The following is a 13,044-nucleotide window of genomic DNA, read 5'->3' on the forward strand; positions in this document are numbered from 1 at the left end:
AATGCCACATTGGGGCGCGGGCGGACGGTCAGAGGATGAGCCGGGAAACCATCTCGGCGACGCAGGCGGGTTTGTCCTCGCCCTCGATTTCCACAGTCCAGCGCACCACGGCCTGCTTGCCGCCGGGCACGTCGGTCAGCTCGACCAGTTCGGCGGTCCCGCGCACCCGCGAACCCACCTTCACCGGCTGCGGGAACCGGACCTTGTTGAGGCCGTAGTTGATGCCCATCTTCAGGCCGTCGACCCGGTAGATCTCCGGCAGGAACGCCGGGATCAGCGACAGCGTGAGGAACCCGTGCGCGATCGTGGCGCCGAACGGGCCCGCGGCCGCTTTTTCCTGGTCGAGGTGGATCCACTGGTGGTCGCCGGTGGCGTCGGCGAACAGTTGCACCTGCTCCTGGGAGACGGTGTGCCATTCGCTCGTGCCCAGTGGCCCGCCCACTGCTTCGGCGAGTTCGGCGACATCGGAGAACACGCGCATCGAGATCAGTCCTTCGGTCCGCCGGCGACGTAGATGACCTGGCCGGACACGAATCCCGCGCCCTCGCTGACCAGGAAGGACGCGACGTTCGCGATGTCCTCGGGCGTGCCGACGCGCTGCACCGGGATCTGCGAGGCGGCCGCGGCCTTGAAGTCCTCGAAGCTCATGCCGACGCGCTCGGCGGTCGCCGCGGTCATGTCGGTGGCGATGAACCCGGGCGCGATCGCGTTGGCGGTGACGCCGAACTTGCCCAGTTCGATCGCCAGCGTCTTCGTGAAGCCCTGCATGCCGGCCTTGGCCGCGGAGTAGTTGACCTGCCCGCGGTTGCCCAGCGCCGACGTGCTGGACAGGTTGACGATCCGGCCCCACTTCTCCTGCGTCTGGTACTTCTGCACGGCGCGGGTCATCAGGAACGAACCGCGCAGGTGCACGTTGAGCACCGAGTCCCAGTCCTGTTCGGTCATCTTGAACAGCAGGTTGTCGCGGGTGATGCCGGCGTTGTTGATCAGCACGGTCGGCGCGCCGAGTTCCTCGGCCACGCGGGTCACCGCGGCCTCGACCTGCTCGGCGTCGCTGACGTCCAGCGCGACGCCGACCGCGCGGCCGCCGTCGGCGGCGATCGCCTCCGCGCCCTGTTTCACCCCGGCCTCGTCGAGGTCCAGCAGGCCGACGGCGAACCCGTCGGAGGCGAGGCGGCGGGCTACGGCGGCGCCGATGCCGCGGCCTGCGCCGGTCACGATGGCCACACGGGAAGCGGTCACGGGGATCTCCTCATCGTCGAGAAAGCGTTCGGCAGCGGCGCTAAGCGTACGCTTAGTACGAGAATTTCGCGAGACCTCGGACGTGCGGTTCGCCGCGTGCGGCCGGAATGTCGGGGCCAGCGAGTAGTGTCGCCGCCGATGAAGATCACGAGCGCGCCGCTCGCCGCGGCGGGTCGTGCGCTGGGGGAGGCAGTCGCCGGCGGCGGCGGTCCGGCGGTCGCGCCCGGCCGCACGCACCAGGCGCTGACCGGGCTCGCGGCGGTCGTCGCCGGAGTGCTCGCGTTCTTTCCCGCCGACCGCGCGAACGAGGGTCTGCGGGTGCTGGCGGCCGCGCTGACCATGTTCGCGGTCGGGCTCGCCCTGGTGCGTCCGCTGTGGGCCTGGCGGGTGCTGATCGTCGTCGTGGGCTGCGCGGACCAGCTGTACGGGATCCACGCCCGGTTCGGCTGGCCGTGGACCGAGGGGTTCGCGCTGGCGGCGATCCCCGTGCTCGCCGCGGTCGGCCGCAACCACCGGCCGGGCGTGCTGGCGTGGGTCTGGCTGATCTCCACCGGGGTCAGCGCCCTGCTGGCGAACGTGCGGGGCGAGCTGGTCGTGATCTCCGTGCTGCTCGCGGCGCCGCTGGCGTTCGGCTGGCTGGTTTCGCGGCTGCGCGGCGCCGAACGCGAGCTGGAGGCGGAGTCCACCCGCCGGGCGGTGCTGGAGGAACGGGCCCGGATCGCCCGCGAACTGCACGACGTGGTCGCGCACCACATGTCGGTGCTGGCCATGCGCGCGGACTCGGCGCGCTACCGGTTCCCCGGCCTCGACGACGGATTGCGCGAGGAGTTCCGGTCGATCCAGGACACCGCCCGCAACGGGATGACCGAAATGCGCAGGCTGCTCGGCCTGCTGCGCGCCGGGCAAGCCGGCCAGGAGACCGAGCCCCAGCCCGGAGCGGGCCAGATCGAACAGCTGGTGGAACGCGTCCGCGCGGCGGGCACCGACGTGCGGTTCGAGCTGCGCGGCGATTACCGCGGGCTGCCTCAGGGCGTCGGGCTGTCGGCGTACCGGATCGTCCAGGAAGGGCTCAGCAACGCGGTGCGGCACGCTCCCGGCGCGCCGGTCGAGGTGGTCGTGCACGTGGGTCCGGGACAGCTGCGGCTCGTCGTGCAGGACACCGGTGCCGTCGCGAGCGCTCCGGAGGACACGGCGGGCCGGGAGAAACACGGACTGCTCGGGATGCGGGAACGCGCGGCGGCGCTCGGCGGTACGTTTTCCGCGGGACGACGGGACGGCGGCGGGTTCGCCGTCGTCGTGACCGTTCCGCTGGACTAGGGGGAAAGCCATGGCGGTGACGGTGGTGATCGCCGACGACCAGACCATGGTCCGGCAGAGCTTTCGCGCGGTGCTGGACGCACAGCCGGACATCGAGGTGATCGGCGAGGCGGCCACCGGGACCGAGGCGGTGGCCGCGTGCCGCGCGCTGCGCCCGGACCTGGTCCTGATGGACATCCGGATGCCGGGCCTCGACGGGCTGGCCGCCACCCGGCTCGTCCTCGGCGACGGACGGGACGCCGGGCCGCGAGTGCTCGTGCTGACCACGTTCGACGCGGACGAGTACGTCTACGGAGCGCTCAGTGCCGGAGCCAGCGGGTTCCTGCTGAAGGACTCCCCGCTCGACGATCTGGTCGTCGCGGTCCGGATGGTGGCGGCGGGCAACGCGCTGTTCGCGCCAGCGGTCACCCGCCGGGTGATCGAGGGGTTCGCCGGGACGCGGCCGCCGACGCAGAACGTCGGCAGGCTGTCCGAACTGACCGCGCGCGAACTCGAGGTGCTGCGGCTGATCGCGCGCGGACTGTCCAACGCGGACATCGCCGCGCAGCTGGTGATCGCCGAGCAAACCGCCAAGACGCACGTCAGCCGGGTGCTGGGCAAGCTCGGGGTCCGCGACCGCGCACAAGCCGTGGTGCTGGCCTACGAAGCGAAGTTCGTGGTGCCGGGCCAGTGATACGCCGGTAGCACTCGCCGCGAGGGACGCTACCGGGGGAGCAGCCGAAGACCGCTCCGCGGACCGACGATTCCGAGTCCCTGGTCTCCCTAGCTTTCCCTTGTGCGCCAAGAGAAAAATATTCTCCTCGGGCTGGCGGCGGCGATCGCCGCGCTGACCGGGGTCGCCGTCGTCCGCTGGCTCGGCGGCGCACCGCTCGGAGTGGACAGCGCGGTGTATCGCGCCGGTGCGCTGGCCGTGCTGCGCGGACAGCCGCTCTACGAACCCTTGCTCGCGCTCGACCCGAAGTCCGCGCTGGAACTGCCTTTCACGTACCCGCCGAGTGCGGCGTTGCTGTTCCTGCCGCTGGCTGTGCTTCCGGGGCATTTCGCGTGGTTGCTGCTCGCGGTCGGCTCGGTGCTCGCGCTCTGGTCGGTGACGCGCCGGTTCGCCTGCGAACGACCGCTGCTGACGCTCTGTCTCCTGCCGGTGCTGGAACCCGTGTGGCGGATGATCTCGCTGGGCCAGATCAATGGCGTGCTGATGGCCATGGTGGTGCTGGATGCGCTGCCGGTCCGCAACCGCAGATCCGCCGGGGTGCTGATCGGACTCGCGGCCGCGGTGAAGCTGACCCCGCTGATTTTCGTCCCGTACCTGTTCCTGACCGGCCGCCGCGCCGAAGCCTGGCGCGCGCTGGCGACCTTCCTCGGGGCGAGCGCGGCCGGGGCGCTGATCCTGCCGGGAGACTCGATCCGGTATTGGACATCGGCGATGCTGGACAACCGCAACGCCGGAACCGTCGACTGGGTACTCGACCAGTCCCTGCACGGCATGTTCGCGAGGCTCGGCGCGACCTCGCTCGGCTGGTACGCGGCGTTCGCGGCGCTGTGCCTGCTGGCGGGTGCGTTGCTGGTCCGCGAGTTCCATCGGCGTGGCGATCAGCGAGCCGCGCTGCTCGTGACGGCGGGGTGCGGACTGCTGGTGAGCCCGCTTTCGTGGACGCACCACTGGATTTGGGCAGTACTGCTGATCGGTTTGCTTTCCGGCAGGCGGGCCGCCCTGATGTGCGCCGGAGCGGTTTTCAGCGGGATCGCGCTGGCTGTGGTTCCCGAGGGCGGGCATCGGGAGCTGTCGTGGAATCCGGTCGAGACCGTGCTCGGCAACGCCTATGTATTGAGCGCATTGGCTGTCGGCGCGGTGCTCACTGTCCGGATGCTCGTGCGGGGGCGGCTAGCGCGGCCAGCGCGACGAGTTCAGTAAGCGCCATCCCGCGTTCAACAAGACCCAGCGGAATCAGCAGCCACCAGCGCTGGTCGGTCAGCGCGGCGACGGCGACCGCGCCCAGGATCACCGCGAACCAGGCGAGCGACGCGACGGCGAGCGCGCGGGCGAGGAACCGGCGGCGCGGGGAGTCCGGAAAGGCCGTGCGCGCCGAGACGAGCACAGCGAGCGGAAGGCAGACGAAGGCGACGACGCTGGCGATCCGGTGCAGCGTGCCGCCTGCGCCGGTCGCCGCCGCGTTGGTCCAGTCGGTCTTCGGGAAGGCGACGATGACCAGCAGCCCGGCCGTCCAGAACGCTCCGAGCACGGCCGCGAGGACCGGCAGCCGTCGTTGCAGCCGCAGCACGGCGAACGCGACCGCCGAACCGGCCGCGACCAGCACGACTGCCAGGTCGAACACCCATTTGCGGTCCGACAGCCCGTATTCGCTGATGGTCCGCCGGGTCGCGCTGATCTCGTCGGTGGGCGGCACCACCTGCAACAGCAGCATCAGCACGGCGCCGAGAGCGAGCGCGGCGATCCCGGCCAGCGCGAGCAGGACGGGGCGGCGGTCTGCGGACACGGTCGTCATGTACTCAGCGTGACACGTGCCGGATATGTCCCCGGTGAGTCAGGCCGCCCGGCCCGACCCGGTGACCTGCGCGCGCACCGTGCGCAGCGCGTTGTGGTCCACAGTGGACGGTTCGGCGGACAGCCAGCCGCCGATTTCGTGCAGGAACTGCTCCGGCGTCATCGGCGGACCGGGTTCGCCGTCCGCTTCGGCGGTGGTGACCTCGCCGTCACGGCTCGGGTACACGATCATCGCGCCGCGCAGCGCGACGCCGGGCAGCAGTTCGCGGTAGCGCTCCAGGCTTTCTTCCAGCTGGCTGCCGCCGCCGCGGAACGGGCGGCCGTTGCGCAGCAGCCGTCCGTCCTCGGCGGTTTCGTAGTGCCCGGGCAGCCAGAGCTTCGATTCGACCAGCACCAGGCGTTTCCCGCACAGCACCGCGTGGTCGACGTCGGCGAAGACCGAACCGGGCCACGCGAGACCGTGGAAGATGCGCGCGCCGGGCAACCGGGTCAGATAGCGTTCCAGCAGGTCCGCGGTGAGCTGTTCGGCCAGTTCGTCGGCCTCGGCGCCGGGGGAGCCGAACACCGCGGTGGCGCCGAATTCCTCCGCGAACTCGTGCCGGGCGCGGCGCGCGGACAGGAAGCCGCGGGCCAGCCGGTGCACGAGCAGCGCGGTGCCCGCGGTGAGCGCGAGCCAGACGATCAGCACCGGCGGCGTGAAGTCGATCCCGGCGAGCAGCGGCAACAGCACCAGCACCGTGCCGGCGACCGCCGCGACCACCGCCGTGTGCCCCGGCCCGCGCCGCCGTCCGTGCCGCATCCGCGGGTCGGCCGCGGCGAACGACCACCACTCCAGGGTTTCCGGATCGATGTCCGGCGCTTCCGGGCGGTAGCCGGGCTGCTCGCCGAACCGCCGCCGCGGCCGCGGTTTGGGCACCGAGGCGGCCGGGACGCCGGCGTCGTAGCGGGCGCGTTCGTTGGGGTCGGCGAGGGTGTCGTAGGCCTCGCGCAACAGCTGGAAGGTGCCGACCGTGCCGCCCGCGTCCGGGTGCAGCGTCTTGGCCAGCCGGCGGTAGGCGGCCTTGATCTCCGTGGGGGACGCGGTTTTCCCCACGCCGAGTACCGCGTAGTAGTCGGGCACGGTTCGGGTTCCACCTCCGGACGGCTGCCCGCGCAACGATATGGGGTCGCCGGGGCGGCGTGCCATCCGCCTCCGCGGCGCGCCGGAGTGAACGCTAGTCCCGGGCCAGCCACTCGGCGCGGTCGAGGGCGTACTCGACGGCGTGCCGGTCGTCGCCCGGAGCGAAGTAGCCGGGGTCGTCGGAGACGAAGTCGCGGATGTGCCGGAGGCCGATGGCGGCCATCACCGCCTGGGAGGCTTTGTTGCCCGTCGCGGTCCCGGCGAAGATCCGGTCCAGGCCGACGTCCCGGAAGCCGTACCGGAGCAGTTCGAACGAGCCTTCCTTGGCGAGTCCTTTGCGCCAGTGCTTGCGGAGCAGCCGGTATCCCAGCTCGGCCTCTCCCGGAGTCTCGCCGGGGCGCAGAGCCCAGTAACCGGCGAAACCGGCTTCGAGGAACCCGGCCCAGCAGCCGAGGCCGAGGCGGGTGTCCGCGAGCAGTTTCCGAAGCGCTTCAGCCGATTGCTCCCGGGTCCGCACGCCGCCCAGGTACCGCATCACCTCCGGGTCGGCGGAAAGCTCGGCCTCGTGCTCGAGATGCCCGGCGGACAACGGGACCAGCCGGAGGCGTTCGGTGCGCAGGATCGGTTGGGACACGCTAGCTCCGGGCCAGCCACTCGTCGCGGCCGACGGCGTACTCCACCGCGTGCAAGTCGTCGCCGGGGGCGAAGTACTCGGGGTCGGCGACGAAGTCCCGGACGTGCCGGAGCCCGATCGCGGCCATCGTCGCCTGCGAGGCCTTGTTGAGCGCCGCCGTCCTCGCGTAGATGCGGTCGAGCCCGACGTCGCGGAACCCGTGCCGGAGCATCTCCCGCGCCCCCTCCTTGCCGAGTCCCTTGCGCCAGTACTCGCGAAGCATCCGGTAGCCCAATTCGGCCTCTCCCGCGGATTCACCCGGCCGCAGGGACCAGAAACCGGCGAAAGCGGCGTCGACGAAGCCAACCCAGCACCCGATCCCGCTGCCGGCGTACGCGAGGGTTCGCCGAAGCTCGTCCGCTGACTGCTCCGGGGTCTGCACGCCGGCCAGGTACCGCATCACCTCCGGGTCCACGGAGAGCTCGACCAGATGCTCGAGATGTCCGGCGGACAACGGCACCAGCCGGATGCGTTCGGTGTGCAAGACGGGCTGGGACATCACGCGAACGCTCCCGGATCGGCGGACGACGGGAAGCAGTCTGGCAGCCGCGAGGTCCGCCCGTCAGCCGGTTTTCCGCCGCTTCGTCGCAAGGCTCCCGGTCAGCGGCGCCATCCGGCGGAACCGCCCGCCCGCGCCCGGACGCGCTTCGTCCGCCGGGCCCGCGCCCCACCGTCCCCTTCTCCCACTCCCGCACCGGTTTCGGCAACTTTCCGGACGCAGCTCTTCCGCACCCCGTTCATCTTATGTTAAGAAGCTTTACTAACTATTGGATGGAGGCACGACGTGAGCTCACCCACCCGCCCGGGGGACTCCGCGACCCTTCCGGGGAACGGTCTCGAACGCCGGATCGGGCCGCTGCAGGCGACCGCGATCAACATGACGCAGATGTGCGGGATCGGCCCGTTCGTCACCATCCCCGCGATGGTCGCGACCATGGGCGGCCCGCAGGCGATGTTCGGCTGGATCATCGGCGCGATCATCGCGCTCGCCGACGGGCTGGTGTGGGCCGAATTGGGCGCGGCGCTGCCCGGGGCCGGCGGCACCTACATCTACCTGCGCGAAGCGTTCCAGTACCGCTCCGGGCGGCTGATGCCGTTCCTGTTCGCCTGGAGCGCGGTGCTGTTCATCCCGCTCATCATGTCCACCGGCATCATCGGGCTGGTCCAGTACCTGGGCTACCTGGTGCCGGGCGTGACCGACGCGGGCGGCGTCACCCCGCTGGGCAAGGTCATCGGCATCGGCCTCGTCGTGCTGATCGTGCTCGCGCTCTTCCGCCGGATCGGCCAGATCAGCAAGCTCACCACCGCGCTGTTCCTGGTCATGCTGTTCGCCGTCTTCGCGGTGATCATCGCGGCCTTCTCGCACTTCGACGCGCACCAAGCGTTCGACTTCACCCCGGGGGCCTTCAGCTGGGGCGGCTCGTTCTGGTCCGGCCTCGGCGCGGGCCTCGTCATCGCCGTCTACGACTACCTCGGCTACAACACCAGCGCGTACCTCGGCGGCGAGGTCCGCAACCCGGGCCGCACGCTCCCGCGCTCGATCATCTTCTCGATCCTCGGCATCATGACGCTCTACTTCCTGCTGCAGGTCGGCGTTCTCGGCTCGACCCCGCTGGAGGAGCTCAAGAACGCGACGTCCGTCGCGTCGTCGGTGCTGGAGCAGGCGTGGGGTTCGGTGACCGCGAAGATCGTCACCGTCTTCATCGTGATCGCGGCGGTCGGTTCGGTGTTCGCGGGCCTGCTCGGCGGGTCGCGCGTGCCGTTCGAAGCCGCGCGGGACAAGGTTTTCCTGCCGGTGTTCGGCAAATTGCACCCGAAGCTGAACCTCCCGACCGCGGGCGTGCTCGCGATGGGCGTCATCACCGCGATCGGTTCGCTGTTCACCTTGACTGACGTGATCAACGCGGCCGTTACCGTGCTGGTGATCATCCAGTCGCTGGCGCAGGTCGCGGCGATCGTCGTGCTGCGCCGCCGTCAGCCGCACCTCAAGCGGCCATACCGGCAGGTGCTGTATCCGGTGCCGACGATCATCGCGTGCCTCGGGTGGGTTTACGTTTTCTATTCCGCTACGCCGCTGTCGAAGTGGCTGACGGCGGCCTGGATCGTCCTGGGCCTTATCGCGTTCGCGGTCTATGCCTCGAAGGAAAAGGTGTGGCCGTTCGGTCCCAAGGAAATCCGCGAGGCGTTCGCCTCTCAACCGGCGGGGGCGGAGTCGTGAGGAAACCGCTGATCGCCGGGATCACCGCACTGGTCCTCGTTCCCGGCGTGGTGACGGGCGTGACTGCTTCTGCTGCTGATTCCGCGCAGCAGCCGGAAACCGCGGCGTCCCGTCCGCAAGGCCGGTCGGCGATCGGCCTCGACGGCTGGCAGGTCCTGACGACCGCGCAGGTCAAGGACGACGGCACCGCGGTGTCGAAGCCCGGTTACCCGACGCGCGGCTGGCTGAAGGTGAAGCCGGACGACGCGGGCGCGCCGGGCACCGAGATCAACGCGCTGGTGCAAAACGGCAAGTGCGCGGACGTCTTCTACTCGGACAACATGCGCAAATGCTTCGGCTACCAGTCGAAGCGCGGACCGGTCGTGACGAAGCAGTTCAAGGACCCGTGGTGGTTCCGCACCGAGTTCAACCCCGGTTTCCGGCCGGGCAAGAACGCGAAGCTGACCATCCCCGGCGTCGTCGGCGAGGGCGACGTGTGGCTGAACGGCACGCTCGTCGCGGGCAAGGACGTGGTGAGCGGCGCGTACGCGGGCCACACCTTCGACGTCACGAAACTCCTGCGGCCGGGCCGGAACACGCTCGCGGTCAAGATGTACCCGAACGACCCGAATTCGATGTACACGCTCGATCAGGCCGACTGGGCGCAGATCGTGCCGGACAACAACACCGGCCTGCAGTTCCCGCCCACGCTTCAACTGTCGGACGCGCTGAGCGGCGACAACGCGCACGTCGTGCAGGACAACGCGGCGGATCTGTCGACGTCCTCGCTGACCGCGAAGGTCGACGTCGCCAATGACGCGGGCACGCCGCAGACCGGCGAGGTCACCGCGACCGTCACGCCGCCGGGGCGCGACCGGCCGATCGTGGTGCGGCAGAACGTCACGATTCCCGCGCACACCAAGCAAACCGTGACGTTCACGCCGGCGAAGTTCCCGCAGTTGAAGATCGTCAAGCCTCAGGTGTGGTGGCCGTACTCGATGGGTGCACAGCCGTTGTACACCCTGGGCACGACAGTTTCGCAGGGCGGCGTGGTGTCGACGTCGTCTTCGGAGACGTTCGGGATCCGGACGGTGACGTCGAAGCTGATCGGCAAATCCCCGGCGCTGCCGGACGGCGCGCGGAAGTTCGCGATCAACGGCCGCGACTTCGTGTTCCGCGGCGGCGGTTTCGCGCCGGACCTGTTCCTGCGCTACGACAAGGCCGACATCGCCCATCAGCTCGCGCTGATCAAGAACATGGGCCTGTCCGGCGTCCGGCTCGAGGGCCACGACATGCCCGCGGACTTCTACGAACAGGCCGACCGCGCCGGACTGCTGGTGCTCGGCGGATTCCTCTGCTGCGACGCCTGGCAGCCGGAACATCCGGAGAAACTGACCGACCGCGACTACCGGATCATGCACGATTCCGCGTATTCGATCGCGCAGGCCGAACGCAGCCATCCCAGCGTGATCACCTACGGCTGGAGCGACAACGAACCGATCCCGCGGCAGGAAACCGAGACGCTGAGCGCGTTCAAGGCGGCCGACTGGGACGTGCCGGTGATCGCGTCGGCGGAGTACAAGAGCACGAAGACGCTCGGCCCGTCGGGGGAGAAGGAAGGCCCGTACGACTGGGTCCCGCCGACGTATTGGTACGACTCGTCGACCTTCGACAAGACCGACCCGAGCCGCACGAACGCGGGCGGCGCGTGGGGTTTCGCGAGCGAACAGAGCGCCGGGCACACCGTGCCGACACTGGATTCGCTCCGGCGGTTCCTGTCGCCGGAGGAGCAGGCGAAGCTGTGGCAGGACCCGGGGTACAACCAGTACCACGCGAATTACGAATCCGGGCACGGCGGCTACAAGTTCGGCACGCTGTACACCTTGGACGAGTCGATCCTCCGCCGGTACGGGAAATGGGATTCGCTGGAGTCCTATGTGGAGTCCGCGCAGATCGCGAACTACGAGAACACCCGTTCCCAGTTCGAGGCGTTCCTCGCGCACGCCAACGACAAGAAAAACCCGTCGACCGGGGTGGTGTACTGGCAGCTGAACAAGGGCTGGCCCACGCTGCTGTGGGCGCTGTACAACAACGACGGCGACCAGCCGGGCGCGTATTTCGGTGCGCAGAAAGCGAACAAGCCGCTGCACGCGCTGTACACCTATGACACTGGCACGGTCGCGCTGTCCAACCTTGGCGCCGCGCGGCAGAACGGGATTTCCGTGCAGGCCAAGGTGTACGATACTGCGGGCAAGGTCCTCGACGACCAGACCGCTCCGGCGGTTTCGCTGGACAGCCAGGGCGTCGCGACCGGTTTGCTGAAGCCGAAGGTCCCGGCGGAGACGAAGGCGCCCGCGAAGGCGCAGGTGTATTTCGTCGAGTTGCAGGTGCGCCAGGCGGGGAAGGTCGTGGACCGGAACGTCTACTGGATGTCGACGCAGAAGGACGTCGTCGACTGGGCGAAGACGCTGCAGAACCCGCAGGCGACGATGAGCCAGTACAGCGATCTGACCGCCCTGCGCGATCTGCCGAAGTCGCAGGTCGGCGTGACCGCGTCGACCCGCCCGTCGCGCGGCCCGGACGGCACGGACACCGCGACGACGGTCACGGTCGCCAACACGTCGAAGACCTCCGCGGTCAGCTTCTTCCTGCGCGCCGACTTGCGCCGCTCCACCGACGGGTCGCAGCTGCCGGCCGCGACCTGGGACGACAACGACATCACGTTGTGGCCGGGCCAGTCGCAGACGCTGACCGTCCGCTACCGGGCCGCCGACCTCCACGGCGCGGCCCCGACCGTCAGCGTCGACGGGTTCAACACCGGCAGGGTCGTGGCGCCCGCCGGTCCGCACCGGGACAGCCAGGGAGCTGTCCCGCCGGTCATCGAGGGGACCCGCGAGTGACATCGGAAGACCTGATCCTGGGCATCGACTTCGGCGGCACGAAAGTGGCGCTGGGTCTGTCCGACCGGACCGGCACGCTGCGGGCGACCCGCCGCCTGGACACCGACGCCGAAGCAGGCGCCGAACAGGTGGTCACGCGGGCCCTGGCGGCGGCTGAAGAGCTGGTTTCCGGTTCCCCGCTGGCCGCGATCGGCGTGGTCAGCCCGGGAATCGTGCTGCCGGACCGGATCCTGCTGGCCCCGAACGTGCCCGGCTGGGAAGAACTCCGTCTGGCCGAACTGGTGTCAGCGGCCTTCCCCGAGGTTCCGGTCGCGGTCGGCACCGACGCCAAAGCCGCGGCACTGGCGGAATGGACCTGGGGCACGTTGAAGGGAGCCGACCCCGCGGTCTTCCTCTCCCTTGGCACCGGAATCGCCGCCGCGGTCCTGGTCGGCGGCCGCCTGCTGACCGGCGCGAACGGGGCGGCCGGGGAGATCGGGTACAACCTGCGCACCCCCCAAGACGCCGACGGGTTCGCCAGCGGAGCGGCGCCGCTGGAAGAAGCCGTCGGAGGCCGGTGGCTGGGCACGCGGGCAACCGCGTTGCTCGGCCGCCCGGTCACGGCGGGGGAGTTGTTCGCCCTGGCGCGGGAAAATACCGACGCCAAGGAACTGGTCGCTTCGGCGCTGGACGAGCTCTCCATGCACGTGGCCAACCTGGCGATCGCCTTCGACCCCTCGCGGATCGCGGTGGGCGGCGGGTTGGTTCGGTCGGCCGATGTGCTGCTCCCGGCTTTACGAGAACGATTGGCGGCCGCGGTGCCGTTCCCGCCGGAACTGGTGCCCGCGCGGTTCGACCAGGACGCTTCGCTGCTGGGCGCGGTGGCTTTGGCACTGCGGGAGTGAGCCTCCGTGACCGGCGGGGTCGTTTCTGCGCTTCGCCGGTCACGGGTACCAACTTGACAGGGGGTTTGTTGGCTGGGTTCGCTAGCCGTGGTGGGCTAGCAGCTGTTCGCGTGCCGTGTTTGCTTGCTGCGATGGCCAGGCGCGATGACCTGTCGTGTTCGCCAGCTGCTGTGGCTGGCCATGTTCGCCCTCTGCGTTCGCCCGGCGC

The 13,044-nt window shown here is 69.9% G+C and carries 12 protein-coding genes; 6 read left to right on the plus strand and 6 right to left on the minus strand.

The features are described from left to right. Positions 1 to 28 precede the first annotated feature (28 nt). A complete protein-coding gene (locus L3Q65_RS05035) occupies positions 29 to 481 on the minus strand; it encodes a MaoC family dehydratase (RefSeq protein WP_182896569.1) in 453 nt (150 codons plus the stop codon). Between the two features lie 5 nt (positions 482 to 486). Beyond that, positions 487 to 1,242 carry a 3-oxoacyl-ACP reductase FabG gene (gene fabG, locus L3Q65_RS05040; RefSeq protein WP_370648173.1) on the minus strand — a complete coding sequence of 252 codons (756 nt, stop codon included), beginning with the start codon at positions 1,240 to 1,242 and terminating at the stop codon, positions 487 to 489. Positions 1,243 to 1,380: 138 nt separating this feature from the next. Here fabG and L3Q65_RS05045 point away from each other — a divergent pair, with 138 nt between their 5' ends. From L3Q65_RS05045 to L3Q65_RS05055, 3 genes are all read left to right on the plus strand, one after another. Beyond that, complete coding sequence (locus L3Q65_RS05045) at positions 1,381 to 2,559, plus strand: sensor histidine kinase (protein WP_237598896.1); 1,179 nt, start codon at positions 1,381 to 1,383, stop codon at positions 2,557 to 2,559. A gap of 10 nt (positions 2,560 to 2,569) precedes the next feature. Continuing rightward, positions 2,570 to 3,232 carry a response regulator transcription factor gene (locus L3Q65_RS05050; RefSeq protein WP_182896567.1) on the plus strand — a complete coding sequence of 221 codons (663 nt, stop codon included), beginning with the start codon at positions 2,570 to 2,572 and terminating at the stop codon, positions 3,230 to 3,232. A gap of 102 nt (positions 3,233 to 3,334) precedes the next feature. Then, positions 3,335 to 4,471, plus strand: a complete 1,137-nt coding sequence (locus tag L3Q65_RS05055) for a glycosyltransferase 87 family protein (protein ID WP_237598897.1) — start codon at positions 3,335 to 3,337, stop codon at positions 4,469 to 4,471. Here the strand turns inward: L3Q65_RS05055 and L3Q65_RS05060 are convergent. The 4 genes from L3Q65_RS05060 to L3Q65_RS05075 all read right to left on the minus strand — a co-directional run bounded on the left by L3Q65_RS05060 (position 4,413) and on the right by L3Q65_RS05075 (position 7,354). After that, complete coding sequence (locus L3Q65_RS05060) at positions 4,413 to 5,063, minus strand: DUF998 domain-containing protein (protein ID WP_182896565.1); 651 nt, start codon at positions 5,061 to 5,063, stop codon at positions 4,413 to 4,415. The genes L3Q65_RS05055 and L3Q65_RS05060 overlap by 59 nt on opposite strands. A gap of 39 nt (positions 5,064 to 5,102) precedes the next feature. Further along, entirely contained in the window at positions 5,103 to 6,182 is a 1,080-nt protein-coding gene (locus L3Q65_RS05065; protein ID WP_237598898.1) for a DnaJ domain-containing protein, read from the minus strand. A 94-nt stretch (positions 6,183 to 6,276) separates the two neighbouring features. Beyond that, a complete protein-coding gene (locus tag L3Q65_RS05070; RefSeq protein ID WP_182896563.1) occupies positions 6,277 to 6,816 on the minus strand; it encodes a GNAT family N-acetyltransferase in 540 nt (179 codons plus the stop codon). 1 nt (position 6,817) lies between these two features. Further along, positions 6,818 to 7,354: a GNAT family N-acetyltransferase gene (locus tag L3Q65_RS05075; RefSeq protein ID WP_237598899.1), complete on the minus strand. Its 537-nt coding sequence runs from the start codon at positions 7,352 to 7,354 to the stop codon at positions 6,818 to 6,820. Between the two features lie 285 nt (positions 7,355 to 7,639). Here L3Q65_RS05075 and L3Q65_RS05080 point away from each other — a divergent pair, with 285 nt between their 5' ends. Genes L3Q65_RS05080 through L3Q65_RS05090 form a run of 3 tightly spaced genes read left to right on the plus strand, consistent with a single transcriptional unit; the run spans position 7,640 to position 12,836 of the window. Next, entirely contained in the window at positions 7,640 to 9,073 is a 1,434-nt protein-coding gene (locus tag L3Q65_RS05080; protein ID WP_182896561.1) for an APC family permease, read from the plus strand. Beyond that, positions 9,070 to 11,952, plus strand: a complete 2,883-nt coding sequence (locus L3Q65_RS05085) for a beta-mannosidase (RefSeq protein WP_237598900.1) — start codon at positions 9,070 to 9,072, stop codon at positions 11,950 to 11,952. Before L3Q65_RS05080 ends, L3Q65_RS05085 begins: the two co-directional genes overlap by 4 nt. Then, the gene (locus L3Q65_RS05090; protein WP_182896559.1) at positions 11,949 to 12,836 is read left to right on the plus strand and encodes an ROK family protein; all 888 of its coding nucleotides are present in this window, start codon (positions 11,949 to 11,951) and stop codon (positions 12,834 to 12,836) included. The genes L3Q65_RS05085 and L3Q65_RS05090 overlap by 4 nt, the downstream gene beginning before the upstream one ends. Positions 12,837 to 13,044: the final 208 nt, after the last annotated feature.

The organism is Amycolatopsis sp. FU40 (assembly GCF_021903635.1).
Classification (GTDB): Bacteria; Actinomycetota; Actinomycetes; order Mycobacteriales; family Pseudonocardiaceae; genus Amycolatopsis; species Amycolatopsis dendrobii.